The organism is Agromyces mediolanus (assembly GCF_044917495.1).
In the GTDB taxonomy this organism is placed as follows: Bacteria; Actinomycetota; Actinomycetes; order Actinomycetales; family Microbacteriaceae; genus Agromyces; species Agromyces mediolanus_B.
Genome location: NZ_JAVSSI010000012.1, coordinates 1 through 24,720, shown reverse-complemented (window position 1 = coordinate 24,720; position 24,720 = coordinate 1). Strand labels below are relative to the sequence as shown.

Here is a 24,720-nt window from a genome sequence, read left to right as displayed (position 1 = left end):
GCCGGGCGCGCGAGGCGTCTCGGGCGCGCGAGGCATCCCGGCCCGGCCGCGCGCGCGTGCCAGACTGGCGCCGTGACCGTCATCGACAACGCCGTGTACGTCGACGGGCGACGCGTGGCGACGCCCACGAGTCTCGACGAGACCTTCGAGGCGCTGCAGGCCGCCCCCGGCGGCTTCGCCTGGATCGGGCTGTACCGCCCCGACGAGTCCGGGCTCGAGGTCGTCGCGCGGGAGTTCGGGCTGCACGAGCTCGCCGTCGAGGACGCCCTGACCGGTCACCAGCGGGCGAAGCTCGACCGCTACGGCGACACGCGCTTCCTGGTGCTCCGGCCGGCGCGCTACCTCGACGCCGAGGAGCGCGTCGAGTTCGGCGAGGTGCATCTCTTCGTCGGGCGGGACTTCGTCGTCGGCGTCCGGCACGCCGAGTCCCCCGACCTCGGCCGGGTCCGGGCGCGCCTCGAGGGCGACGGACTGCTCGCCCGCGGCCCGCTCGGCGTGCTCTACGCCGTGCTCGACCAGGTCGTCGACGAGTACGCGCCCGTCGTCGCCGGCCTCGAGAACGACATCGACGAGATCGAGGACGAGCTGTTCTCCGGCGAGGCGGCCGTCGCGAAGCGCATCTACGACCTCTCGGGCGAGGTGATGGAGTTCCAGCGCGCCACGAAGCCCCTCGTCGCGATCATCGAGACCCTCCGGGCCGAGCTCGACGCCGGGACCGAGGGGAGCGACGACGAGACGGGGCTCGAACTGCGGCGCTCGCTGCGCGACGTGCTCGACCACGTCATCCGGATCACGGAGAAGGCGGACGAGTTCCGCCAGACCCTGCAGAACGCGCTCAGCGTGCACGCCACCCTCGTCGCGCAGCGGCAGAACGAGGTCATGCAGTCCCTCACCGAGACGAGCCTCGCGCAGAGCGAGCAGACGAAGAAGATCTCGAGCTGGGCGGCGATCTTCTTCGCACCGTCGCTCGTCGCGGGCATCTACGGCATGAACTTCCGCAACATGCCGGAGCTCGGCTGGCTGTTCGGCTACCCCTTCGCGATCGTGCTGATGTTCGCCTCGGGCTTCGTGCTCTACCGCATCTTCAAGTCGCGCCACTGGCTCTAGCCCGCCCGCCCACCTTCCCGACCCGAGGTCGCGCAGACGGTCCTTCCCGGGACGTCGGGAGCACCATTCGCGCGACTTCGGGATGTGGAGTCGCCCGAATCGCGGCGAGGGGGATGCCGGGAGCACCGTTTGCGCGACTTCGGGATGTGGAGGCGAGCCGGAGGCGACCCGCGCGCCCGTCAGCCGATGAGGCTCGGCTGGAGGTCGCGCAGCGTGCGGAAGTGCGTCATCCGGGTCACGCCGATCCCCGCGAGCAGGAGCGCGCCGGCGAGCCAGATGGCGAGCACCCCGGCGTCGGCCCAGGCTCTGGACAGCTCGCCCCCGTACATGAACTGGCGCATCATGTCGACGACGTAGCCCATCGGGAGCACGTGATGCAGCGCCGCGAGCGGCGCGGGCAGCGTCTGCCACGGGAAGGTGCCGCCCGCGGTCACGAGCTGCAGCACCATGAGCACGAGGCCGAGGAACTGCCCGACCGAGCCGAGCCACACGTTCAAGGCGAGGATGATCGCGGCGTACGTCGCCGAGGCGAACACCATCGTGCCGACGACGCCGAGCGGATGGTGCATCTGGAAGCCGAGCGTCACCGCGAGCACGACGTACAGCGCCACCATCTGCACCGCGCCGAGGAGCCCGGGCGTGAGCCAGCCGGCGAGGGTGATCCGGATCGGCGAGTGCAGGGCCGTGACCGCCCGGCGCGAGATCGGCTTCACGATGAGGAAGAGGGCGTAGATGCCGATCCAGCCCGCGAGGGCGGCGAAGAACGGCGCGAGCCCGGCGCCGTAGTTGCCGGCCTGCGTCACCTGGCTCGTCTCGAGGGTGATCGGGTCGGCGATGGTCGCCGCCTGCGCGTCCCGCGTGGACTGGGAGGAGTCCGGGATCTCGGCGACGCCGGCCGCGAGCCCGTCGCGGAGCGTGCCGGCCCCCGTCTCGAGCTCGCCGAGTCCGGTCTGCAGGGTGCCGAGCCCGTCGCGCAGCTGCGCGGCTCCGCTCGCGGTCTGCGCCGCCCCGTCGGCGGCGGTGCGCGCGCCGGCGGCGAGCTCCGCCGAGCCGTCCGCCACCCGGCGGCTGCCGTCGGCGAGCCGGTCGACCTGGCCCACGACCTCCTGCGCCCGCTGGTTGCCGTCGACGATCGCCGCGCCGACGACGTCGAGCCGGGCGAGCACGGCGTCGATCGTCGCCTGGTCGAGGCCCTGGGCCCGCAGCAGCGCCTCGATCTCGGCCCGCGCCTGCGGCACGTCGGCCGCGGCCTGCGCGACGACGGCGCCGACCCGGTCGGCGGCCGCCGCGAGTTCGGCGTTGCCGTCGGCGACCTGGGCCGCCCCGTCGGCGAGGGTGGCCGAGCCGTCGGCCAGCTGCGCGGTGCCGTCGCGCAGCTGCGCGGTGCCGTCGGCGAGCCGTCCCGCGCCGGTGCCGAGCTGCGTCGCACCGTCGACCGCGGTGCCGGCGCCGTCGGTGAGCTTCGTGGCGCCGTCGGCGGCCTCGCCGAGCTTGCCGCGGATCGTCGAGATCGAGTCGAGCAGGGTGGATGCCGCTTCCTGGCCGACCTTCTCGGCGATCGTCGTGCGGATCTTCTCGACCGCCTGCTTGCCGATCGTGCCCGCGAGGTAGCTGTTGGCGTCGTTCGTGGCGAGCACGATCTCGGCCTGCCGCGGGGCATCCGTCTGCACGGAGGCGAGCGCCTCGGAGAAGTCGCGCGGGAAGGTGATCGCGAAGTCGTAGCGCGACTCGTCGAGCCCCTGCTCGGCCTCCTCGGCCGAGACCCGGTGCCAGTCGAAGGCGCCGTCGGCGACGACCTCCGAGGCGATCTCGTCGCCGACGTTGCGGGCCGGGGCGTCGTCGCTCGCCGGCGTGCCCTCGTCCTCGACGACGAGGGCGACGGGGACCTCGGCGAACTTCGCGTAGGGGTCCTGGTTGGCCCAGAGGTAGAGGCCGCCGTAGAGCACCGGCACGGCGATGAGCGCGAGGAGCGCGAGCACCGACATCTTCGTGGAGGTGAGCCGGCGGAACTCCGCGGCGATCATCTGCGGGATCTTCACGCGAAGCCTCCTTCGGCGAGCGGCAGCTCGTCGTCCGGTTCGTCGGGCCCGTGCATCCTGGCGATCATCGCGGCGGCGCCGATCGCCGCGGCCGAGGCGTCGCCGGCGATCACGAGCAGCGCGAAGCCGCGGTCGGCGAGGCCCTTCGCGAGCTCCCACCACTCCATCGGGTCGCCGCCGTGCCGGTCGGGGGAGACGATGACGAGCCCTTCGACCCCGTCGCGGAGGAGCGCGAGCTCCGTGAGGAGGCGGAGCCTGGCGTGCGGGGCGACGTTCGCGATCGGCACACGGGCGAGGTGGTCGAGCCCGAGCTGGCCGAGCCAGCGGCCGACGGAGACCGGGTTCGAGGGGATGCCGGCGAACATGAGCTCCTCGGCCGCGACGCCGCCGAGGGTCACGTTCGGCGCGGGGTCGCTCACCTCGGGCGCGTCGACGAGGGCGACGCGGCGGCGGATGGCGGCGGCGTCCGGCTTGCCGTCGACGACGACCTCGCCGGAGTCGGGGCGCATCCGCCCGGCGGCGATGAGTCCGAGCACCGTGGGCCGCTGCTCGGTCTCGGCTCTCGCGAGCGTCGCGCGTCCGGATTCGAACCCGACGGTGGTCGAGGGCAGCGCCTGCCCGTCCCGGCCCTTGACGACTCCGCGGAGCTCGATCCTCACGCGCCCTCCTCCTCATCCGCCTCGTGGGCAGACCCCCATTGTCCTCCTTCGGGAGGCCTTCGCCGCGCGCCCGTCCGGGTCCGGCGCGGCGCACCCCGAACGGGGGTGAGGATTCCTCTTGTTGGCGGGGGTGCGCAGTGCTTCACTGACCCTGACCGCATACCCGCATGACGCGGTCGCCCGAACCCGAGAATGGAGCCCATCATGGCCGAGCGCAGCATTCGGCGCGCCGTCGCCGTCCTCGCCGCCGTGCCCTTCGCCGCGGCCGCCCTCCTGGGGGCCGCGACACCGGCGTTCGCCTCGAGTCCCGTGGACGGCGACCACAAGGTCCCGTACTGCCACGCGACCCACAGCGCGAAGAACCCCTTCGTCTACATCGAGACCGACAAGCTCGCCGTCGTCAAGGCGCACGCGAAGCACCAGGACGAAGAAGACGTCTACCCCGGCTTCTGGTACGACGATCACGGCACCGCCGTCTGGATGGAGGGCCGGGGCGACCCGCTCTTCGCCCTGAACGGCTGCAGCGGGCAGATCCCGCGCTAGACCCGCGCGGCGCCCGAACCGCCGCCCGGCACCCCGACGCCCGAACTGTCGGCCGTCCCATCGGCGCCCGAACCGCCGCGCACACGACCGAGCCCGGCACCGCGACGGTGCCGGGCTCGGTCGTGTCTCGCGCCGTGCGGCGGATCAGTCGGTGCCGAGGTCGAAGGCCGCGGCCTCGATCGCGGCATCCGTCGCAGCCGAGGCGGCGTCGTCGGCGGGTGCGGCGATCTCGGCCGCCTCGCCCTCCGCCAGATCGCCCACGAGCGCCGCGGTCGAGCCGCCGACGATGCCGAGGTGCGCGTACTGCTCGAGGCGGCTGCGCGAGTCGGCGATGTCGAGGTTGCGCATGGTCAGCTGGCCGATGCGGTCTTCGGGGCCGAAGGCGGCGTCGCCGACGCGCTCCATCGAGAGCTTCTCGGGCTGGTAGCTGAAGGCGGGGCCCTCGGTGTTCAGGATGGTGTAGTCGTCGCCGCGGCGCAGACGCACCGTGACCTCGCCGGTGACCGCCGAGGCGACCCAGCGCACGATCGACTCGCGCAGCATGAGCGACTGCGGGTCGAGCCAGCGGCCCTCGTACATGAGCCGGCCGAGGCGGCGGCCCTCGTTGTGGTAGTTCGCGATCGTGTCCTCGTTGTGGATCGCGTTCAGCAGGCGCTCGTACGTGAGGTGCAGCAGGGCCATGCCCGGCGCCTCGTAGATGCCGCGCGACTTCGCCTCGATGATGCGGTTCTCGATCTGGTCGCTCATGCCGAGGCCGTGGCGGCCGCCGATGCGGTTCGCCTCGAGCACGAGCTCGACCGCGTCCGAGAACTCGACGCCGTTGATCGCGACCGGGCGGCCCTGCTCGAAGCGCACGGTGACGTCCTCGGCGGGGATCTCGACCGACTCGTCCCAGAACTTCACGCCCATGATCGGCTCGACCGTGGTGATGCCGGCGGAGAGCTCCTCGAGCACCTTCGCCTCGTGGGTCGCGCCCCAGATGTTCGCATCGGTCGAATACGCCTTCTCGGCGCTCGCCCGGTAGGGCAGCTCGCGCTCGAGCAGCCACTCGCTCATCTCCTGGCGGCCGCCGAGCTCGGTGACGAAGGCCGAGTCGAGCCACGGCTTGTAGATGCGCAGGCGGGGGTTCGCCATCAGGCCGTAGCGGTAGAACCGCTCGATGTCGTTGCCCTTGTAGGTGGAGCCGTCGCCCCAGATGTCGACGCCGTCCTCCATCATCGCGCGGACGAGCAGCGTGCCCGTGACCGCGCGACCGAGCGGCGTCGTGTTGAAGTACGTCTTGCCGCCGGAGCGGATGTGGAAGGCGCCGCACTGGAGCGCCACGAGGCCCTCCTCGACGAGGGCGGCCTTGCAGTCGACGAGGCGGCTGAGCTCGGCGCCGTACTCGAGGGCGCGGCCGGGGACCGCCTCGACGTCCGGCTCGTCGGGCTGGCCGAGGTCGGCGGTGTAGGTGCAGGGCACCGCGCCCTTCTCGCGCATCCAGGCGACGGCGACCGAGGTGTCCAGCCCCCCGGAGAAGGCGATGCCGACGCGCTCGCCGGCGGGCAGGGAGGTGAGGACCTTCGACATGGCCTCCAGCCTACTTGCGCCGGAGGGGTCGTGACATCCGCGCCCGCCCGCCTGCGCCTCCCGGGCCGCCGGGCGGCCTCGCGATATGGTGGAGTGTGACTCCTGACGAAGCGCCGGCGGAGGCCGAGGCCTCACTCGCCGATGAGCCAGAGGTGCGCGAGGCGCTGGCGACGAGCGACCGCGGGGCCGTCCAGGCCGTCGTCGCCGAGCACCCCGCCTCGCCGCTCGCCTGGGCCGAGCTCGCCGACCTCGCCGACTCCGAGGGGCGGGCCATCGAGGCCTACGCCTTCGCCGCGGCATCCGTCGAGTTCGCCCGTGCGCAGCTCGTCGCCGCGGGCTGGACCGCCGGAGACCCGGTGCGCTGGGCCGAGGAGCCCAACCGCGCCTACCTGCGCGCGCTCGACGCGCAGCGCCGGGCCGCCCTCTCCCTCGGCCTGGCCGAGCGCGCCGACGCGCTCGCCGCAGAGCTCGAGGCCGCCGATTCCGAGGCGCCCGCCCGCATCGCGAGCGAGTTCACCCCGACCCAGCTCATCACCGTGATCCCGGCGGAGACGCCGGCAGGAGAGGACTGATATGCCCGCGGTCGTACTCGTCGGAGCCCAGTGGGGCGATGAAGGCAAGGGGAAGGCCACCGACCTCCTCGGTTCCCGGCTCGACTACGTCGTGAAGTTCAACGGCGGCAACAACGCCGGGCACACCGTCGTCGTCGGCGACGAGAAGTACGCCCTGCACCTGCTGCCGTCGGGCATCCTCACGCCGGGCGTCACGCCCGTCATCGCGAACGGCGTCGTGGTCGACATCGAGGTGCTGTTCGAGGAGCTCGAGGGGCTCGCGAGCCGCGGGGTGGATGTCTCGAAGCTCCGCGTCTCGGCGAACGCCCACGTCATCACCCAGTACCACCGCACGCTCGACAAGGTGACCGAGCGCTTCCTCGGCAAGCGGCAGATCGGCACCACCGGTCGCGGCATCGGGCCGAGCTACGCCGACAAGATCAACCGCGTCGGCATCCGCATGCAGGACCTGTTCGACGAGAACATCCTGCGGCAGAAGGTCGAGGGCGCCCTCGACCAGAAGAACCACCTGCTCGTGAAGGTCTACAACCGCCGCGCGATCGCCGTCGACGAGATCGTCGACGAGCTGCTCGGCTACGTCGACCGGCTGCGCCCCATGGTCACCGACACCGCGCTCGAGCTGCACCAGGCGCTCGGCCGCGGCGAGACGGTGCTCTTCGAGGGCGGCCAGGCCACGATGCTCGACGTCGACCACGGCACGTACCCGTTCGTCACGTCCTCGAACGCGACCTCCGGCGGCGCGGTCACGGGTTCCGGCATCGCGCCGAACCAGATCGACCGCGTCATCGCCGTCATCAAGGCGTACACGACGCGCGTCGGCGCCGGCCCGTTCCCGACCGAGCTGTTCGACGAGTGGGGCGACTTCCTCACCGAGAACGGCCACGAGTTCGGCACGACGACCGGACGCCGCCGCCGCACCGGCTGGTACGACGCCCCGATCGCCCGCTACGCGGCGCGCATCAACGGCGTCACCGACTTCGTGCTGACGAAGCTCGACGTGCTCACCGGCATCGAGCGCATCCCGGTGTGCGTCGCCTACGACGTCGACGGCGAGCGCTTCGACGAGGTGCCGGTGTCGCAGTCCGACTTCCACCACGCGAAGCCGATCTACGAGGAGTTCCCCGGCTGGAGCGAGGACCTCTCGGGCGCGCGCGAGTTCGCCGACCTCCCCGCGAACGCGCAGGCGTACGTGCGGGAGCTCGAGGCGATGAGCGGCTCGCGGATCTCGGCGATCGGCGTCGGCCCCGAGCGCGACGCCATCGTGCAGCTGCACGACCTGCTCGACTAGTACGAGCGCGGGGCGCGCTGCGCCCGGCGGACACGACGAGGGGCGGATGCCGCGGCATCCGCCCCTCGTCGTCGCTCCGGCCTACTCGTTGCCGATGGCGCCGTCGGCCGTGTCGCGGGCGCCGTCGATCTGCTCGTCGAACTTGCCGCCCGTCACCTTCTTCGCGAAGTCCGCGACGCCGTCGAGCACCGAGTCGCTGATGCCCTCGGCCTGCTCGCTCTTCAGGGCTTCGGTGATCTTGTCCTTGTTCTCGTTGATGAAGTCGCCGGCCTGCTTGGCGGCGTCGTCCAGTGCACCCATGGTCGGTCCTCTCGTGTTCGCTCGGAATGGCGGTTTCGCCGTCATCGTCGCACACGCGGCGCCCCGCGGGAAGGGGGCATTCGTGCCCCGCCGGGGCCCGTGCCAGACTCGATCCGTGACCGCGACCCTTCCCCCGCCCGCCGAGCTCCGAGGCACCCGCATCCGGCTCTCGCCGTGGCATCCCGACGACCTCGCCGGCCTCTTCGAGGCGCTCGCCCGTCCCGAGGTGTTCGCCGGCGGCTACGGCGGCGGTCCGGCGGGCCTCCCCGACGGCCGGACGGCCTTCGACCGCTGGGCGACGGGCTACTACGGCGAGACCCCGGGCGGGGCCCCGCAGCGCCCGTTCACGGTGCGGCTCATCGGCGGCCCCGACGACGGCCGCATCGTCGGCGCCACGAAGCTCGCCGATTTCGACCTGCCGAACGAGTCGACGCACATCGGCTGGACGGGCTACGACCCGCGCGTCTGGGGCACCGCCGTGAACCCCGAGGCGAAGCTCCTGCTGCTCGGCCTCGCCTTCGCGAACGGCTTCGGCCGGGTGAAGATCCAGGCGGATGCCGCGAACGCCCGCTCCCGCGGCGCGATCGAGAAGCTCGGCGCGAAGCTCGACGGCGTCATGCGCCGCGACAAGCGGCGGGCCGACGGCAGCTGGCGCGACAGCGCGGTGTACTCGGTCGTCGTCGACGAATGGCCCGAGGTCCGCGCCGGGCTGGAGGCGCGGCTCGCCGCGATCGGCGACGGGCCGGTGACGCTCCGGGGCTGAGCGCCGCAGCCTCCTCAGGCGAGCAGCTTCAGTGCGCCATCGACGAGCGCCGCGGCGCCGCCGAGGTAGGCGATCGCGATGACGGCGATGCGGGCCGCCCGGTGGCTGATCCGCGCGTGCAGCAGTTCGCCGAGCAGGAGCCCCACGAGGAGGGCCGCGATCACCCAGGGCCAGGCCCCGGGCTCGAGCTCGGGCAGCTGCCAGCCGGTCGTCGCGAGCTTGCTCGCGAGCGCCGCCGAGCCGACCGCGACGAAGTACGCCTGCGCGGTCGCCGCGAACCCCGTCTGCGACCATCGGCTCGCGACGGCGTAGACGCTGAGCGCCGGCCCGCCGACGCCGGCGGCGGAGTTCATGAAGCCCGAGGCCGCGCCCGCGAGGATCGCGGGCGGCGCGCCGTGCACGACGTGCTCGGTGCGGGTCACGAGGAGCGTCACCGTGAGGGCGACGATCACGAGCGCGCCGATGCCGAGCTGCAGCCAGGGCCCCGGGATGGCCGTGGCCGCGAGGGTGCCGAAGAGCGTACCGACGAGCGCGGGCACGACGAGCCAGACGAAGCGGCGCCACTCCACCTGCTTCCACACCCTCGGCAGGATGAGGAGGGAGGAGAGCACGGCGCAGACGTTCACGATGATGACGCCGTCGAAGGGGCCGAGCAGGATGACGAGGGCCGGCGAGGCGATGAGGGCGAAGCCCATGCCCGTGATGCGTTGTGCGAACGCGCCGACGAGGACGGAGATCGCGACGGGCAGCAGCACCGATCCAGCCTAGTCGGGGAGGCCCGGCCTCCCGGCGGGGCGCCCGGCCCGTCGCCGGGCGCCCGCGCTCAGCCGAGGACCGTGAACGGTGCGCGCAGCAGCCGCTCCTCGCGCGAGGACGGGCCGACGAGCAGCTCGAAGCCGCCGGGCTCGACGACGCGCTCGCCCGCCGCGTTCACGATGCTGCACTCCGCGACGGGCAGCTCGATCGTCACCGTCGCGGTCTCGCCCGGGGCGAGGTCGAGCTGCCGGAACGCCTTCAGCTCCTTCGCCGCCCAGCTCGCCGAGGTGACGGTGTCGCTCACGTAGGCCTGCACGGTCTCGCGGCAGGGGCGTGCGCCGGTGTTCCGCAGTACGATCGTCGCCCGCAGCGTGCCGGCCTCGGTGAGCTCGTCGGCCTCGAGCGCGAGCCCCGAGTACTCGACGCTCGTGTACGAGCGCCCCTCGCCGAATGCCCAGGCGGGCGACTGCGTGAGGTCGGCGTAGCGGTCGCCGTGCTGGCCGCGGATCTGGTTGTAGTAGGTGGGCTGCTGGCCGACATGCCGCGCGAAGGAGATGGGCAGACGTCCGCTCGGCTCGATGAGGCCCAGGGCGAGCTCGGCGATCGCCCGCCCGCCCTCCATGCCCGGGGAGGCCGCCCAGACGACCGCGGCGGCGCGGGCCGCCGACGGCGGCAGCACGAGCGGCTTCGAGGCGAGCAGCACGACGACGACGGGGGTGCCGGTCTCGACGAGGGCGTCGAGGAGGGCGATCTGCCCGCCGATGAGCTCGAGCGTCGCGGTCGACCGCCCCTCGCCGACGAGCTCGATGACGTCGCCGACGACGGCCACCACGACGTCCGACTCCTCCGCGACGGCGACGGCCTCGGCGATGAGCGCGGCATCGGCCGGGGCCGGCACCACGATCGGGGGCCGCGGCTGCCCGTCGGGGAAGGTCGCCCCGGCCGGGTCCGGTTCGAGGCTCAGCACCTCGGCGCCGCGGGCGTGGGTCACCGTCCACTCGGCGGGGGCGACGTCGCGGAAGCCGTCGAGCACGGTGGAGATCATCTCGCGCGGCTGCCCGTCGAGCCATCCCGCCTGCCCCGAGCCGCCCGCCCAGTCGCCGAGCTGCGTCTGCGCGTCGTCGGCGAGCGGGCCGACGACGGCGATCCGGCGCGCGGCGGAGCCCGCGGGGGCGATCGCGCGCCCGGCGGGGTCCGCGGCGAGTCCGCCGCCGAGCGGCAGCAGGCCGTCGTTCTCGAGCAGCACCAGCGACCGCCGGGTGAGCTCGAGGTTCAGGGCGCGGTTTCCCGGGGTCGCGATCTCCGCCGCGATGCGCTCGCGGTCGGGGTGGCGCGGGTCCTCGAAGAGGCCGAGCTCGTACTTCAGGGTCAGGATGCGGGCGACCGCGGCATCCAGCTCCGACTCCGCGAGCAGGCCCCGCTCGATCGCCTCGAGCGCGCCCTCGTAGAAGCCGGGCGTCGTCATGATCATGTCGTTCCCGGCCTGCACGGCTGCCGCGGAGGCGTGCGCGTAGTCCGGCTGGATCTGCTGCTCCCAGACCATGCGGCCGACGTTGTCCCAGTCGGTGACGAGGGTGCCGGTGTAGCCCCACTCGCCGCGGAGCACCTCGGTGAGGAGCCACTCGTTGAGCGTGATCGGCACGCCGTCGGTCGTCTGGTAGCCGAGCATGAAGGTGCGGCAGCCCTCGCGGGCGACCCGCTCGAACGGCGGCAGGAACCACGAGCGGAGCTTCCGTCGCGACAGATCGGCCTCGCTCGCGTCCCGGCCGCCCTGCGTCTCCGAGTAGCCGGCGAAGTGCTTCGCCGTGGCGAGGATGGCCCGCCGGTCGTCGAGGCCCTCGCCCTGGTAGCCGCGCACCATCGCCGAGGCGAGTTCGCCGATGAGGTGCGGGTCCTCGCCGAAGGTCTCGTCGACCCGGCCCCAGCGCAGGTCGCGGCTGATGCAGAGCACGGGGGAGAAGGTCCAGTGGATGCCGGTCGCCGAGACCTCGGCCGCGGTGATCCGGGCGGCCGCCTCGACGAGTCCCGGGTTCCAGCTCGCGGCCATGCCGAGCTGCGTCGGGAAGATCGTCGCGCCCTCCCAGAAGGAGTGACCGTGGATGCAGTCCTCGCCGACGAGGAGCGGGATGCGCAGCCGGGTGCCCGCCGTCAGCCGGTGGGCCTCGTCGAGCCGCTCCGGGGAGGCGTGCAGGATCGAGCCGGCGTGCTGGCGCTGCACGATCTCGACGATGTCGTTGCGCGCGTCGAGCTGCAGCATCTGGCCGACCTTCTCCTCCGCCGTCATCCGGCCGAGGAGGTCGGCGACGCGGGCGGGGATGGGCAGGGCGGGGTCCTGGTAGGGCAGGGGAAGTGACATGTCGTCGGTCCTCGTGGCGCTGCCGCGGCGGGCGCGGTCGGTGGTGCTGGTCATCGGGTCGGGGCTTCCGCGTCGGCGGCGTCGCGCGGGGCGTCCGGGGCGTCCGGGGCGTCCGCGCCCGTGGCATCCGCGTCGGCCGCGCCCGCGGCATCCGCGCTCGTGGCATCCGCTGCGGCCGGCGCGCTCGTCCGCACCGGCGTGACCGCGGGCTCGGCGAGCACGGCCGTGACGCCGCTCGTCGCCGCGATGCCCTTCTTCCGCAGCGCGCGGGCCCGCTCGCCGGCGGAGCGCAGGCGCGGGTTCACGTACTCGTCGATGCCGAAGTTGATGAGGGAGAGGGCGGTGCCGAGCAGGGCGATGCAGAGGCCGGCGGGGACGTACCACCACCAGTAGTCGGGGAACGCCCCGTTCTGCTGCGCCCAGAACAGGATCGTGCCCCAGTTCAGGTTCGTGATCGGGATGACCCCGATGAACGCGAGCGTGGTGAGTCCGAGCACGGCCGCGGTCACCGTGCCGACGAAGCTCGACGCGACGATCGCCATCAGGTTCGGCAGCATCTCCACGAGGATGACCCGCCAGAGCGGCTCCCCGTTCGCGCGCGCGGCCTGCACGAAGTCCCGCCCGCGGAGCGACATCGTCTGGGCTCTGAGCACCCGCCCGCCCCAGGCCCACCCGGTGATGGCGAGCACCCCGGCGATCAGGAACAGGCTCGGGTCCTCGTACTGCGAGGCGATGATGATCATGAGCGGCAGGCCGGGGATCACGAGGAAGACGTTCGTGAGCGCCGAGAGCGACTCGCTGCGCCAGCCCGACACCATGCCCGCGGTGACGCCGATCGCGATGGCGATGACGGTCGCGATGATGCCCGCGAGGAAGCCGACGAGCAGCACGCCGCGGGTGCCGTAGACGATCTGACTGAACACGTCCTCGCCCATGTGGGTGGTGCCGAGCCAGTGCGCCGCCGAGGGCGGCTGCTTCAGCGCCGAGTAGTCCTTCTCGAGCGGGCCGTACGGCGCGATGAGGTCGCTGAACACGGCCAGGATCACGAAGAAGCCGAGGATCGCGAGGCCCGTGATCGACTTGCCGTTGCGGAACATGGAGAACGACGCGCTCATGCGCCGCCAGACGTTCGTGCCGGGGCGCGAGCCGCGCGGCGCCGAGTCGCGGAGGGCGGTGGTGGTGGGGACGGACATCTCAGGCCTCCAGCTGGCGGGCGCGCGGGTCGAGGATCGCGTACGCGATGTCGGCGAGGATGTTCGCCGCGAGCACCGCGAGGGTGATCACGAGGAAGAGCCCCTGCATGAGCGGGTAGTCCTTCGCGTTCGTCGCGTCGAGCAGCAGCTTGCCGACGCCGGGATAGGAGAAGACGAGCTCCATGACGAGGGTGCCGCCGACGATGAAGCCGAGGGCGAGCGCGAAGCTCGACAGCTGCGGCAGCATGGCGTTGCGCGCGGCGTAGTCGCGCACGACCTTCGCGTTCGGCAGGCCCTTCGCCTGCGCGACGGTGACGTAGTCCTCGTCGAGCACCGTGATCATCATGTTGCGCATGCCGAGGATCCAGCCGCCGAGCGACGCGACGACGATCGTGAGCGCCGGCAGCGTGCCGTGGTAGATCACGCTGCCGATGAACTCGGCGGAGAAGCCGGGCCGCAAGCCCTTCGCGTAGGCGTGGGAGGCGGGGAACCAGCCGAGCGCGGTCGAGAAGATCGCGATCGCGATGAGCCCCATCCAGAAGTACGGCACGGTCGAGAAGAACGTGGCGACCGGGATGACCGCGTCGGAGGCGCGGCCGCGCCGCCAGCCGATGATCGCGCCGACGGTGGTGCCGAGGAGGAAGGAGATGATCGTGGCGATGCCGACGAGGCCGATCGTCCACGGCAGCGCCGAGGCGATCACCTCGGTGACGGGGGCGAGGCCGTGCGAGAAGGAGCGGCCCAGGTCGCCGCTGAAGAGCAGCCGCCAGTAGTCGAGGTACTGCTCCCAGAGGCTCTTGCCGCTGTCGAGGCCGAAGAGGGTGCGCAGCGCGTCGGCGGCCTCGGGGCTGATCTTGCCCTGGTTCTTCTGCAGGTACGCCGAGATGGGGTCGCCCTTCATCATCCGCGGCAGGAAGAAGTTGATCGTGATCGCCGCCCAGGCGGTGAACAGGTAGAAGACGACGCGTCGGCCGACGAATCTCACGGGCGGGCTCCTTCGGCGCCGGGGACCGCGAAGTGGCGGTCGGGATCGGGGGAGGCGTCCCGCAGGGCACGGGTGTAGTCCTGCTCCGGGCGCAGGATGACGTCGTCGGCGGGGCCGTGCTCGACGACGCGGCCCTGGTTCAGCACCATGATCTCGTCGCTGAAGTGTCGGGCTGTCGCGAGGTCGTGGGTGATGTAGAGCACGCCGAGCTCCGACTCGCGCTGCAGCTCGGCGAGGAGGTTCAGCACGCCGAGGCGGATCGAGACGTCGAGCATCGAGACGGGCTCGTCGGCGACGAGGAGGCTCGGCCGGGAGGCGAGCGCGCGGGCGATGGCGACGCGCTGGCGCTGGCCGCCGGACAGCTCGTGCGGTCTGCGGTCGATCGTGCGGTCCGGGTCGAGGCGGACGCGCGCGAGCAGGCGGCGCACCTCGGCGTCGAGCTCCGCACGCGGGACGACACGGTCGAGCCGCAGCGGCCGCTCGAGGTGATGGCGGATCGTGTGGTAGGGGTTCAGCGAGGCGAAGGGATCCTGGAACACCATCCGCACCTGCTGCCGGTAGCGGCGCAGCGCGCGGCCGGAGCGGGGGATCGGCTTCCCGTCGAGCAGCACCTGCCCGGAGGTCTGCCGCTCCAACTGGGTGATGATCTTCGCGATCGTGGACTTGCCGCTGCCGCTCTGGCCGACGAGGGCGAGGGTGCGGCCGCTGCGCACCTCGAAGCCGACGCCGTCGAGCGCGAGCATGTGGCCGGCGCCGCGCACGCGGTAGCGCTTCGTGACGTCGCGGAACTCGAGGACGGTCATCGCCCCACCTCCTGGGACTCGGTGGACGTCGTGAGCGGGGCGCTGCCCGCCGCCCGGACGAAGTCGCCGCGGTCGCCGGTGAGGCTCGGGAAGGAGCGCAGCAGCGTGCGGGTGTACTCGTGCTGCGGCCGGCGGTAGATGGCCTCGGCGGTGTCGAGCTCGACGATCCGCCCCTCGCGCATGACCGCGATGCGGTCGGAGATCTCGAGGAGGAGCGGGAGGTCGTGGGTGATGAAGACGACGGAGAAGCCGAACTCGTGCCGGAGCGCCGAGATCTGGCGCAGGATGTCGCGCTGCACGAGCACGTCGAGCGCCGTCGTCGGCTCGTCCATGATCATGAGCTGCGGACGCAGGGCGAGCGCCATGGCGATCATGACGCGCTGGCGCATACCGCCCGAGAGCTCGTGGGCGTAGGACTTCAGCCGCGCCCGGCCGACGCCGACGAGGTCGAGGAGGTCGCCGCTCGCCCGGACCCGCTCGGCGCGCCCGAGCTCGGGGCGGTGGGTCGTGAAGACGTCGTCGAGCTGACGGCCGACGGTGGTGACGGGGTTCAGTGCGTTCATCGCGCCCTGGAACACCATCGAGGCCTTGTTCCAGCGGAAGCGCCGCATCTCGTCGGCGTCGAGGCGGGAGATGGTCACGTCCTCGCCGGAGGCGTCGTGGAAGACGACCTCGCCGCCGGTGATGACGGCCGGCGGCTTCAGCAGCCGCTGCACGCCGTAGGCGAGGGTGGTCTTGCCGCAGCCGGACTCGCCGGCGAGGCCGAGGATCTCGCCGCGGCGGAGCTCGAGGCTCACCTCGCGGACGGCCTCGACGGGCGGGTCGACCTCGTAGGTGACGCTGAAGTCGGTGATGCGGAGCAGTACGTCGTCGGTCATGTGTCGAGTCTCTGCGCAGTGCGGGAGCCGGGCCGTGCCGGCCCGGCTCCCGCGAGGTGGATCAGTCGGCCGGCTGCAGCTTGGTCAGGATGTAGACCGCGGTCGGCTGGGTCGGGTCGGCGTTGACGTACGGGTCGTCCTCGCCGGGCCATCCCACGTAGTTGCGCGTGTTGTACTGGCCGATGAAGGGGCGGGTGCCGATCGGCATCGCGGGCACCTGCTCGACGTAGATGCGCTGCACCGTCTCGAGGGCGGCGGCGCGCGTGGCGTCGTCGGTGGCGCTCATGTACTCGGCGAGCGCGGCGGTGGCCTCCGGGTTGTCGAAGCGGCCGAAGTTGAAGTCGGCGGCCTCGCCGATCGGCTTCAGGAAGCGGCCGTCCATCTGGTCGCCGTAGAGGTCGTACGGCGTCATGCCCGAGTCGGTCCAGTGGAGCACGGCCTGGAAGTCGCCCTCCTGCTTGGCGGCCCACCAGGTGTCGGCGTCCGGGGTGTCGACGGCGGCCGCGACGCCGAGCTCCTTGACGGAGTCGGAGATCAGGCTGATGCCGGTGACGTAGTCGTTCCAGCCCTGCGGGACGGAGAGGGTGAAGGTCACGGCCTCGCCGTCGGGATCGATGAGGGTCTCGCCGTCCCAGGTGTAGCCGGCGTCGGAGAGCACCTTCTTCGCGGCGTCGACGTCGACCGAGAGGTCCTCGCCCTGGAACTCGTCGGCGATGTAGGCGTCGCCGGCCGGCGTCGGCAGGCCGGTGACGCTCGTGAGCTCGGGCACGCCGCCCTCGCGGGCGATCTCCTGGTGCTTCTGGCGGTCGATGACGAGGTTCACGGCCTGGCGGAACGCGACGTCGTCGAACGGCTTCGTGGTGGTGTTCACGAACATCGTGTCGATGCCGAGACCGGCGGCCGCCCAGTAGACGTTGTGCTCCGCGTCCTTGTCGATGAAGGCCGACTGCACGTTCGGGATGAACGCCTGCGCCCAGTCGGCGTCGCCGTTGGCGAGGGCCGTGGTGAGCGCGGTGTTGTCGGCGTACGAGACGTAGTAGAGCGTCGGCACGGCGAGCTCGCCGCCCCAGTAGTCGTCGCGCGCGGTGAGCTCGACGGCCTGGGTGTTGAAGTCGGAGAGCACGTAGGGGCCGGTGCCGACCGGATCCTCGTTCGTGAAGGTGGTCGGGTCGGCGACGTCCTTCCAGATGTGCTCGGGGACGATGAGCTTGTGCAGCACCTTGTCCTGCTTCACGAACATGGGGTTCGTGAAGCTGATGGTCGCGACGTCACCGTCGACGGCCACGTCGGCGATGCCGAGCGCGGTGGTGTCGAGGGCGGGGTTGTCCTTCATCAGCTGGAAGGTGAAGCCGATGTCGTCGGCGGTGAAGTCCTCGCCGTCGCTCCACTTGACGCCCTCGCGGGCGGTGAGCCGGACCTCGCGGTAGTCGTCCGACCAGGAGATCTCGGACGCGAGCCACGGCACGACGTCGGCGGTCGGGTCGAGCAGGTTCACGATGCCGAGGGGCTCGAAGATCGCGTTCGCGTAGCCGAGCCGCATCGCCGAGGCGTCGCTGACCCAGGGGTTGTTGACCTCGGTGGTGATCGGGCCGTCTGGCTTCGCGATCGTGAGGGCGGCCCCGGACTCGGGGGCCCCCTCGTTGGAATTGCCGCTCGTGCAACCGGTCAGCACGAGCGCGGCGGCGACGCTCGCGGCCACCATTGCGGACTTCAGCCTCACTGCTGTCTCCTCAGGGGTCGGTCCGGCTTCAGCCGGATCGGATGTGATCATCTCTGCGCGACGCGCGCCGACTCGCCCTGAGGGGGCGGATGCGGACGTCGCTGTCGCAGCTTCGCGGTGCTCGGGATTTACCTTACTGACAAGTCAGCAAATTGCAAACGGAATCGGATGCATCGGGCTGGATCGCCCGGAAGTCCGCGGCGATCGGCATAGACTTACCGGTCGGAAGGTCGTGGAGAGGGGGGCAGCGTGTCGGACACGGTGAAGCGACCGCGCTCGCGCCCGGAGACGCTCGCGAAGCGCCGCGAGATCGTGCACGCCGCCATGGAGGTGTTCGGCAACAAGGGCTTCACCAACGGCACGCTGGCCGAGATCGCCGAGCAGGTCGGGATGACCCACGCCGGAATCCTGCACCACTTCGGCTCGAAGGACCAACTGCTCATGGAGGTCCTCACCTACCGCGACCAGTCGGACGTCGCCGACCTGGAGGAACAGCACATCCCCGGGGGGATCGAGCTGTTCCGGCACCTCGTGCGCACGGCCTTCGCGAACGCGCAGCGCGCCGGCATCGTGCAGGCGTTCGTCGTGCTCTCCGGCGAGTCGGTCACCGACGCGCACCCGGCGCAGGCGTACTTCGCCGAGCGCTACCGGGTGCTCCGGGGCGAGGTCATCGAGGCCTTCGGGGTCGTCTGCGCCGAGCGCGGGGTCACCGCGCCAGAGACCGTCGCGCACGCGGCGAACGCCATCATCGCCGTCATGGACGGCCTCCAGGTGCAGTGGCTGCACGCGCCCGAGGCCGTCGAGCTCGCCGAGGCGACGGAGTTCGCGATCGACGCGATCGTCTCCGCCGTGCTCGACCCCCGGCCCTCGCCGATCGCCGGCTGAGGCCGCGCCGGGGGCGATGCGAGGCCCGTCTGCCGTGCTCAGCGCAGGCGCTCGGGCACGTGCAGGCGGGCGAGGAACGCGTCGGCGCTCCGAGGCATCCGCCGGCGGTCCGCGAGCGAGACGAGCACGATCACCGCGACCGCGAGCGGCACCGTCCACGCCGCCGGCTGCTCGACGAGCGGGCGCAGCCACGCGGGAGCCGCGGCGGTCGCGCCGGCCGCGCTCGCGAGGACGGCCCCGCCGGAGAGGAGGGCGCCCGTCACCATGCCCGCGATCGCCCCGCGCGCCGTCAGCCCCCGCCACCAGATGCCGAGGAGCAGCACCGGGCAGAGCGTCGAGGCCGTGAACGCGAACACGAGCCCGACGCTGCCCGCGAGGCCGGCCGATTCCGTCACGAGGGCCACCCCGAGCGGCACGAGCGTCGAGAGCACCGCCGCGATGCGGAAGCCCCGCACGCTGCCGCCGAGCAGATCCTGGCTCACCACGCCCGCGAGCGACACCACCAGCCCCGACGTCGTCGAGAGGAACGCCGCGAACGCCCCGCCGATCACGAGCGCCGTGAGCAGCTCCCCCCAGAGACCGGGCACGAGGAGGCCCGGCAGCAGCAGCACGAGCGCGTCGGCCCGCCCGCTCTCCGCGAGCTCCGGCGCGAAGGCGCGGCCGAGGAGGCCGAACACGGTCGGGAAGACGTAGAACACCGACAGCAGGGCGAGCACGATCACCGTCGTGCGGCGGGCGGCCGCGCCATCCGGGTTCGTGTAGAAGCGCACGAGCACGTGCGGCAGCCCCAGCGTGCCGAACAGGAGCGCGACCATGAGCGAGACCGTGCGGTAGACGTCGAGCCCGTGCGGCCCGGCCTCGACCGGGAACGCCTGCGCCGGGGCGAGCGCCGCGCGCGCCTCGATCCCCGGCACGCCGCCCGCGACCACGATAAGCAGGGCGACGACGGGGACCGCGAGCGCCGTGAGCTTCAGCCAGAACTGGAACGCCTGCACGAAGGTGATCGAGCGCATCCCGCCTGCGACGACGACCACGGCGACGATCACCGCGACCGCGAGCGAGCCCGCCCACGGCGGCAGCCCGGTCGTGATCCGCACGGTGAGCGCGGCGCCCTGCAGCTGCGGCACGATGTAGAACCAGCCGACGAGGATGACGAGGGTGCTCGTCACCCGGCGCACCCAGCGCGACTCGAGCCTCGCGGCGGTGAAGTCGGGGATCGTGTACGCCCCGCTCCGGCGGAGCGGGGCCGCGACGAACAGCAGCAGCATCAGGTACCCGGCGGTGTAGCCGATCGGGAACCAGAACCCCGCGGAGCCGCTCAGCAGCACGAGGCCCGCGACGCCGAGGAACGACGCCGCCGAGAGGTACTCCCCGCCGATCGCGGAGGCGTTCCACCACGGCCGCACCGTGCGGCTCGCGACGTAGAAGTCGCCCGTCGTACGCGAGACGCGCAGCCCGTAGAAGCCGATCAGGGCGGAGGCGAGCGACACCACCGCGATCGCGGCGTACCCCGTGGCCGGGTTCACGGCTCCTCCTCGGCGAGCTGGCGGAACCGGGCCTCGTTGCGCGCCGCCGCCCGCGCGTACAGCACGCCGACGGTGATGACGAGCGGGTACAGGCCGAACGCGAGGAGCAGCCACGAGACCGGCACTCCGGCGACGTGCTGCGCGTCGAGGCCGGGCACCAGCACGATCGCGGCGACGAACAGCGCCGTCGCGACGCAGAAGCCGCCCGCGAACACGAGGCCGAGCCGCAGCTGCGAGCGGATCAGCGAGCGCACGTAGACGCCGCGGATGTCGCTCGTCGGCGCCTCGCGGCGGCGGCCCAGGTCGAGGCCGGCTCGGGGCGCCGCGGGGCGGGGCGAGCCGGCCGCGGTGACGCGCACGCGGGCCGGCTGGTTCCCTGAGCCCGTCGAAGGGCCCTGGTTCCCTGAGCCCGTCGAAGGGCGCCGAGTCGGCTCGCTCACGGCCGGGGCCGCACGGTCGACTGCGCGAGCCGGTCGCGCAGGCCCGGCAGCATCCGCCGGCTGACCGGCAGCTCCACGTCGCCGACGATGACGGCCGGGTGGTCGGAGCCGAGCCGGATCCGCGAGACGTGCGCGAGGGCGACGAGGTACGAGCGGTGCACCCGGACGAAGCCCGCGTCGGACCACTGCTTCTCGAGGTCGGAGATCGGCACCCGCACGAGGTGGTTCGCGCCCTCGGTGTGCAGCCGGGCGTAATCGCCCTGGGCCTGCACGTAGCGCACCTCGTCGCGGCGGATCATCCGCGTCGTCCCGCCGAGCGGCACGGCGATCATCTCGCCCGCCGCAGAGGCGTCCTGAACCTGCGGCCGCAGCGAGTCGACGATCCGTCCCACCGAGCGCTGCAGGCGCTCGGCGCGGACCGGTTTCAGCAGGTAGTCGACGGCGGCGAGGTCGAAGGCCTCGAGCGCGCCCTCCTCGTCGGCGGTGACGAAGACGAGCGCGGGCCGGCGCTCGAAGCGCTGCAGCGCGCGGGCTAGGTCGAACCCGGAGAGGCCGGGCATGTGGATGTCGAGGAACGCCGCGTCGACCGGCTCGCGCGTGAGCAGCCGCACCGCCTCCGCACCGGAGGAGGCCTGGTGGATGACGCCGACGCGCGGATCCTGCCCGAGCAGGAACGCCAGCTCGTCGATCGCGGGCTGCTCATCGTCGGCGATGAGGACGGAGATCACGGTTCGAGTCTCCCATCCCGCTCGGGCGGCGGCGCCGTCTTCGGCACGCGCATGCGCACGAGGGTACCGGCGCCCGGGGCCGTCTCGACGACGAGCCCGTGCTCGTCGCCGTAGACCTGGCGGAGGCGGGCGTCGACGTTCCGCAGGCCGACGTGCGCCCCGCCCTGGCCGCCGGCGAGCACCTCTCGGATGAGCTCCGGGTCGAAGCCGACGCCGTCGTCCTCGACGCTGATCTCCGCGTACGCGCCCGAGTCCTCCGCGGTGATCGTGATGCGCCCGCCGCCCTCCTTCGCCTCGAGGCCGTGCCGCACCGCGTTCTCCACGAGCGGCTGGATCGACAGGAACGGCACGACCGCGCCGAGCACCTCGGGCGCGATCTGCAGCGTGACCCGCAGCCGTTCGCCGAAGCGCGCGCGCTCCAGCCGCAGGTAGCTGTCGATCGAGCCGAGCTCGTCGGCGACCGTCGTGAACTCGCCGTGCCGGCGGAACGAGTACCGCGTGAAGTCGGCGAACTCCAGCACGAGCTCGCGCGCCTCGGCGGGGTCGGTGTTGATGAACGAGGCGATCGCGTTCAGCGAGTTGTAGATGAAGTGGGGGCTGATCTGAGCCCGGAGGGCCCGCACCTCCGCCTCGGCGAGGGCGGTGCGCGAGGCATCCAGCTCGCCCAGCTCGACCTGGGCGGCGACCCAGTCGGCCACCTCCGCCGTCGCGCGGACGAGGCCCGCGCGCACCGGCGCCGCGAACGCGACGATCGCCCCGACCGGGCGGCGGCCGACGAGGATCGGGGCGGCGACGGCATCCGTCTCCCGGGCGCCCTGCCCGGCCCGGCCGGGCCGCGGCACCCGCCGCTGCACCTGCGGCTTGCCGGACTCGTGCGCCGCGGCGGCGAGCTCGGCCGCGGTCTCGCGGAGCGCCTCGTCGCCCTCGAGCGCGACGACGCCGTTCGGGTCGACGATGGCGAGGCTGTCGCAGCCGAGGAGCGCCTTCAGGTGCCGGCCCGCGCGCCGGGCGTCCTCGACGCCGACGCCGCCGCGGAGATGCGCGGCCGCCCGCGAGGCGAGGTGCAGGGTCTGGTAGGTGGCGCGCTCGGCTTCGGTGCCGAGCTCCTTCGAGGAGACGACGAGGCGGCGCAGCAGCACGACGAGCCCGACGGCGAGCGCACCGGCGACGACGCCGGCCGCCGCGGCCACCACCAGGGACTCGGGCATGCAGGCCAGCGTAGCGATCGTTCATCGCGGCCGGCCGCCGCTCGTCGCACGATCGGCACCGCTCGGCGACGACGAGCGGCGGGCGCCCCCGGCGCGGCGGCGCCGACGGCAGCATGGTCGGCACCGCGGCCCGCAGCCTCTGGCATCCGGGGGCCGCACGGTGCGATGTCGCACCGACGACCTCGAAGGAGACGCCATGGGCAACGACGCCCTGAGCGCGGAGGCGACGAACCGTCCCATCGTCGACTACCGCGCGGTCCAGCAGTCGGAGCGGTTCCAGCGGTTGAGGAGGCGCCAGCGCGGGTTCGTGTTCCCCGTGCTGGCCGCCTGCCTCGTCTGGTACCTCGCCTACGTGCTGCTCGCCAGCTATGCGCACGACTTCATGTCCACGCCGGTGTTCGGCAGCGTGAACGTCGCCATGCTGCTCGGCCTCGCGCAGGTGGTCACCACCTTCGCGGTCACCACCTGGTACGTGAGCTTCGCCAACCGGCGGCTCGACCCGCTCGCGGGCGAGATCCGCGAGGAGCTCGAGGCGGAGCTCGCGGATGCCTCGAACACGGAGGTGTCGCGATGAGCGCCGCCGCCCTCGGCCTCGTGCAGGCCGCCGAACCCGCCGCGAGCGCGCCCGGCGAGCCCTGGCTCAACATCGCGATCTTCGGCGCCTTCGTCGCGATCACGATGGTGATCGTGTTCCGCGCCAGCCGGAACAACAAGACCGCCGCCGACTACTACGCCGCCGGCCGCTCCTTCACGGGCGGGCAGAACGGCTCGGCGATCGCGGGCGACTACCTCTCGGCGGCGTCGTTCCTCGGCATCGTCGGCGCGATCGCGATGACCGGCTACGACGGCTTCCTCTACTCGATCGGCTTCCTCGTCGCGTGGCTCGTCGCACTCCTGCTCGTGGCCGAACTGCTCCGCAACACCGGCCGGTTCACGATGGCCGACGTGCTGTCGTTCCGGCTGAAGCAGAAGCCCGTGCGGATCGCCGCGGCCCTCACCACGCTCGTCGTCTGCTTCTTCTACCTGCTCGCGCAGATGGCCGGTGCCGGCGGGCTCGTGTCGCTCCTCCTCGGCATCAGCGACACCCTCGGCCAGTCGCTCGTGATCACGGTCGTCGGCGCGCTGATGATCCTCTACGTGCTCGTCGGCGGCATGAAGGGCACCACCTGGGTGCAGATCATCAAGGCGGTGCTGCTCATCGCGGGCGCCGGCGTGATGACGGTCTGGGTGCTCGCGATCAACGGCTTCGACTTCTCGGCGCTGCTCGACCAGGCCGTCGCCGTCGCCGAGAACCCGGCCATCCTCGACCCGGGCCTGAAGTACGGGGTCTCCGACCTCTCGAAGGTCGACTTCCTCTCGCTCGGGCTCGCGCTCGTGCTCGGCACCGCCGCCCTGCCGCACGTGCTCATGCGCTTCTACACGGTGCCGACGGCGAAGGAGGCCCGCAAGTCGGTCGTCTGGGCGATCTGGCTGATCGGCATCTTCTACGTGTTCACGCTCGTGCTCGGCTACGGCGCCGCGGCGCTCGTCGGGCCGGCCGTCATCGCCGCCGCGCCCGGCGGGCCGAACTCCGCCGCGCCGCTGCTCGCCTTCTCGCTCGGCGGACCGCTGCTGCTCGGCCTGATCTCGGCGATCGCGTTCGCGACGATCCTCGCGGTGGTCGCGGGGCTCACGATCACGGCGGCGGCGTCCTTCGCGCACGACATCTACGCCTCCGTCGTGAAGAAGGGCAAGCCGGAGGCGGGCGCCGAGGTGAAGGTCGCCCGGCGCACGGTGGTGATCATCGGCATCGTCGCGATCATCGGCGGCATCGGCGCCAACGGGCAGAACGTCGCGTTCCTCGTCGCGCTCGCCTTCGCGGTGGCCGCCTCGGCGAACCTGCCGACGATCGTGTACTCGCTCTACTGGAAGCGCTTCTCCACGAAGGGCGCACTGTGGAGCATGTACGGCGGCCTCGCCTCCGCCATCCTGCTGATCGCCTTCTCCCCGGTCGTGTCCGGCTCGGAGACCTCGATGCTGAAGACCGACGCGATCGACTTCGCCTTCTTCCCGCTGTCGAACCCGGGCATCGTCTCGATCCCGCTGGCGTTCTTCCTGGGCTGGCTCGGCACGGTGCTCGACCGCGGCACCGAGGACCCGGCGAAGCAGTCGGAGATGGAGGTGCGCTCGCTCACGGGCGTCGGCGCCGAGAAGGCGAGCGAGCACTAGTCGGCCCGGCGGCGCGGGGGGGGGGGGCGGCCGGGCCCCCCCTTGGCGGGGGGGGCCCCCCCCCCCCCGGGCGCCCCGCCCACCCCACACCCCGCCCCCCGGCGCGGCCGGGCGCCCGGGGTTCTGATGCGCGTGGTGGTGGTGAATTTTTATTAAAAAAATTTTTAAAAAAATTTTCTCTCTAATATATAAAA

General features: G+C 72.3%; 23 protein-coding genes. 8 read left to right on the top strand and 15 right to left on the bottom strand.

What is annotated here, in order from left to right; translation table 11 throughout:
- Positions 1-72: 72 nt before the first annotated feature.
- Positions 73-1,107 (top strand): magnesium and cobalt transport protein CorA, encoded by a 1,035-nt coding sequence (locus tag ROT00_RS15250; protein WP_404775883.1) that lies wholly within the window; start codon positions 73-75, stop codon positions 1,105-1,107.
- Between the two features lie 179 nt (positions 1,108-1,286).
- Here ROT00_RS15250 and ROT00_RS15245 read toward each other — a convergent pair whose 3' ends face one another.
- Complete coding sequence (locus ROT00_RS15245) at positions 1,287-3,146, bottom strand: YhgE/Pip family protein (protein WP_404775882.1); 1,860 nt, start codon at positions 3,144-3,146, stop codon at positions 1,287-1,289.
- Entirely contained in the window at positions 3,143-3,805 is a 663-nt protein-coding gene (locus tag ROT00_RS15240; RefSeq protein ID WP_404775881.1) for a P-loop NTPase family protein, read from the bottom strand. The genes ROT00_RS15245 and ROT00_RS15240 overlap by 4 nt, the downstream gene beginning before the upstream one ends.
- Before the next feature lie 204 nt (positions 3,806-4,009).
- Between ROT00_RS15240 and ROT00_RS15235 the strand changes: the two genes are divergently transcribed.
- Positions 4,010-4,348 carry a hypothetical protein gene (locus ROT00_RS15235; RefSeq protein WP_404775880.1) on the top strand — a complete coding sequence of 113 codons (339 nt, stop codon included), beginning with the start codon at positions 4,010-4,012 and terminating at the stop codon, positions 4,346-4,348.
- Between the two features lie 144 nt (positions 4,349-4,492).
- Here ROT00_RS15235 and argG read toward each other — a convergent pair whose 3' ends face one another.
- Complete coding sequence (gene argG, locus ROT00_RS15230) at positions 4,493-5,917, bottom strand: argininosuccinate synthase (protein ID WP_251203135.1); 1,425 nt, start codon at positions 5,915-5,917, stop codon at positions 4,493-4,495.
- Positions 5,918-6,012: 95 nt separating this feature from the next.
- Here argG and ROT00_RS15225 point away from each other — a divergent pair, with 95 nt between their 5' ends.
- Together ROT00_RS15225 and ROT00_RS15220 are read left to right on the top strand one after the other, a co-directional pair.
- Complete coding sequence (locus tag ROT00_RS15225) at positions 6,013-6,489, top strand: DUF3151 family protein (RefSeq protein WP_404775879.1); 477 nt, start codon at positions 6,013-6,015, stop codon at positions 6,487-6,489.
- Position 6,490: 1 nt separating this feature from the next.
- Positions 6,491-7,777 (top strand): adenylosuccinate synthase, encoded by a 1,287-nt coding sequence (locus ROT00_RS15220; protein ID WP_404775878.1) that lies wholly within the window; start codon positions 6,491-6,493, stop codon positions 7,775-7,777.
- An 81-nt stretch (positions 7,778-7,858) separates the two neighbouring features.
- On the opposite strand, the gene ROT00_RS15215 is transcribed toward ROT00_RS15220, so the two are convergent.
- A complete protein-coding gene (locus ROT00_RS15215) occupies positions 7,859-8,077 on the bottom strand; it encodes an antitoxin (RefSeq protein WP_404775877.1) in 219 nt (72 codons plus the stop codon).
- 115 nt (positions 8,078-8,192) lie between these two features.
- Here ROT00_RS15215 and ROT00_RS15210 point away from each other — a divergent pair, with 115 nt between their 5' ends.
- Positions 8,193-8,840 (top strand): GNAT family N-acetyltransferase, encoded by a 648-nt coding sequence (locus tag ROT00_RS15210; protein ID WP_404775876.1) that lies wholly within the window; start codon positions 8,193-8,195, stop codon positions 8,838-8,840.
- Positions 8,841-8,854: 14 nt separating this feature from the next.
- On the opposite strand, the gene ROT00_RS15205 is transcribed toward ROT00_RS15210, so the two are convergent.
- From ROT00_RS15205 to ROT00_RS15175, 7 genes are all read right to left on the bottom strand, one after another.
- The gene (locus ROT00_RS15205; RefSeq protein ID WP_404775875.1) at positions 8,855-9,595 is read right to left on the bottom strand and encodes a TSUP family transporter; all 741 of its coding nucleotides are present in this window, start codon (positions 9,593-9,595) and stop codon (positions 8,855-8,857) included.
- Between the two features lie 68 nt (positions 9,596-9,663).
- A complete protein-coding gene (locus ROT00_RS15200) occupies positions 9,664-11,952 on the bottom strand; it encodes an exo-beta-d-1,3/1,6-glucosidase (protein WP_404775958.1) in 2,289 nt (762 codons plus the stop codon).
- A 50-nt stretch (positions 11,953-12,002) separates the two neighbouring features.
- A complete protein-coding gene (locus ROT00_RS15195) occupies positions 12,003-13,145 on the bottom strand; it encodes an ABC transporter permease (RefSeq protein ID WP_404775874.1) in 1,143 nt (380 codons plus the stop codon).
- 1 nt (position 13,146) lies between these two features.
- On the bottom strand, positions 13,147-14,130 hold the full coding sequence (locus tag ROT00_RS15190; protein WP_404775873.1) for an ABC transporter permease: 984 nt from the start codon (positions 14,128-14,130) through the stop codon (positions 13,147-13,149).
- A complete protein-coding gene (locus ROT00_RS15185; RefSeq protein WP_404775872.1) occupies positions 14,127-14,933 on the bottom strand; it encodes an ABC transporter ATP-binding protein in 807 nt (268 codons plus the stop codon). The genes ROT00_RS15190 and ROT00_RS15185 overlap by 4 nt, the downstream gene beginning before the upstream one ends.
- On the bottom strand, positions 14,930-15,811 hold the full coding sequence (locus tag ROT00_RS15180; RefSeq protein WP_404775871.1) for an ABC transporter ATP-binding protein: 882 nt from the start codon (positions 15,809-15,811) through the stop codon (positions 14,930-14,932). The genes ROT00_RS15185 and ROT00_RS15180 overlap by 4 nt, the downstream gene beginning before the upstream one ends.
- A gap of 61 nt (positions 15,812-15,872) precedes the next feature.
- Positions 15,873-17,531: an ABC transporter substrate-binding protein gene (locus ROT00_RS15175; RefSeq protein ID WP_404775870.1), complete on the bottom strand. Its 1,659-nt coding sequence runs from the start codon at positions 17,529-17,531 to the stop codon at positions 15,873-15,875.
- 249 nt (positions 17,532-17,780) lie between these two features.
- Here ROT00_RS15175 and ROT00_RS15170 point away from each other — a divergent pair, with 249 nt between their 5' ends.
- Positions 17,781-18,416, top strand: coding sequence for a TetR/AcrR family transcriptional regulator (locus tag ROT00_RS15170; RefSeq protein ID WP_404775869.1), 636 nt, complete (start codon positions 17,781-17,783; stop codon positions 18,414-18,416).
- Positions 18,417-18,454: 38 nt separating this feature from the next.
- On the opposite strand, the gene ROT00_RS15165 is transcribed toward ROT00_RS15170, so the two are convergent.
- The 4 genes from ROT00_RS15165 to ROT00_RS15150 form a co-directional block, all read right to left on the bottom strand.
- Positions 18,455-19,942, bottom strand: coding sequence for a sodium/solute symporter (locus ROT00_RS15165; RefSeq protein WP_404775868.1), 1,488 nt, complete (start codon positions 19,940-19,942; stop codon positions 18,455-18,457).
- A complete protein-coding gene (locus tag ROT00_RS15160) occupies positions 19,939-20,301 on the bottom strand; it encodes a DUF485 domain-containing protein (RefSeq protein WP_404775867.1) in 363 nt (120 codons plus the stop codon). Before ROT00_RS15160 ends, ROT00_RS15165 begins: the two co-directional genes overlap by 4 nt.
- A gap of 77 nt (positions 20,302-20,378) precedes the next feature.
- Positions 20,379-21,110: a LytR/AlgR family response regulator transcription factor gene (locus ROT00_RS15155; RefSeq protein WP_404775866.1), complete on the bottom strand. Its 732-nt coding sequence runs from the start codon at positions 21,108-21,110 to the stop codon at positions 20,379-20,381.
- Positions 21,107-22,318 carry a sensor histidine kinase gene (locus ROT00_RS15150; RefSeq protein ID WP_404775865.1) on the bottom strand — a complete coding sequence of 404 codons (1,212 nt, stop codon included), beginning with the start codon at positions 22,316-22,318 and terminating at the stop codon, positions 21,107-21,109. The genes ROT00_RS15155 and ROT00_RS15150 overlap by 4 nt, the downstream gene beginning before the upstream one ends.
- Before the next feature lie 196 nt (positions 22,319-22,514).
- Between ROT00_RS15150 and ROT00_RS15145 the strand changes: the two genes are divergently transcribed.
- Both ROT00_RS15145 and ROT00_RS15140 read left to right on the top strand, forming a co-directional pair.
- Positions 22,515-22,892 carry a DUF485 domain-containing protein gene (locus tag ROT00_RS15145; RefSeq protein WP_404775864.1) on the top strand — a complete coding sequence of 126 codons (378 nt, stop codon included), beginning with the start codon at positions 22,515-22,517 and terminating at the stop codon, positions 22,890-22,892.
- Positions 22,889-24,526, top strand: a complete 1,638-nt coding sequence (locus ROT00_RS15140; RefSeq protein WP_404775863.1) for a solute symporter family protein — start codon at positions 22,889-22,891, stop codon at positions 24,524-24,526. The genes ROT00_RS15145 and ROT00_RS15140 overlap by 4 nt, the downstream gene beginning before the upstream one ends.
- The last annotated feature ends 194 nt before the right edge of the window (positions 24,527-24,720 follow it).

Excerpts from the sequence above, each read along its gene's own strand:
- ROT00_RS15195 (WP_404775874.1), bottom strand. The coding sequence starts at position 13,145 with ATGTCCGTCCCCACCACCACCGCCCTCCGCGACTCGGCGCCGCGCGGC.
- argG (WP_251203135.1), bottom strand. The coding sequence starts at position 5,917 with ATGTCGAAGGTCCTCACCTCCCTGCCCGCCGGCGAGCGCGTCGGCATC.
- ROT00_RS15235 (WP_404775880.1), top strand. The coding sequence starts at position 4,010 with ATGGCCGAGCGCAGCATTCGGCGCGCCGTCGCCGTCCTCGCCGCCGTG.
- ROT00_RS15180 (WP_404775871.1), bottom strand. The coding sequence starts at position 15,811 with ATGACCGACGACGTACTGCTCCGCATCACCGACTTCAGCGTCACCTAC.
- ROT00_RS15145 (WP_404775864.1), top strand. The coding sequence starts at position 22,515 with ATGGGCAACGACGCCCTGAGCGCGGAGGCGACGAACCGTCCCATCGTC.
- ROT00_RS15185 (WP_404775872.1), bottom strand. The coding sequence starts at position 14,933 with ATGACCGTCCTCGAGTTCCGCGACGTCACGAAGCGCTACCGCGTGCGC.
- ROT00_RS15150 (WP_404775865.1), bottom strand. The coding sequence starts at position 22,318 with ATGCCCGAGTCCCTGGTGGTGGCCGCGGCGGCCGGCGTCGTCGCCGGT.
- ROT00_RS15215 (WP_404775877.1), bottom strand. The coding sequence starts at position 8,077 with ATGGGTGCACTGGACGACGCCGCCAAGCAGGCCGGCGACTTCATCAAC.
- ROT00_RS15220 (WP_404775878.1), top strand. The coding sequence starts at position 6,491 with ATGCCCGCGGTCGTACTCGTCGGAGCCCAGTGGGGCGATGAAGGCAAG.
- ROT00_RS15200 (WP_404775958.1), bottom strand. The coding sequence starts at position 11,952 with ATGTCACTTCCCCTGCCCTACCAGGACCCCGCCCTGCCCATCCCCGCC.
- ROT00_RS15140 (WP_404775863.1), top strand. The coding sequence starts at position 22,889 with ATGAGCGCCGCCGCCCTCGGCCTCGTGCAGGCCGCCGAACCCGCCGCG.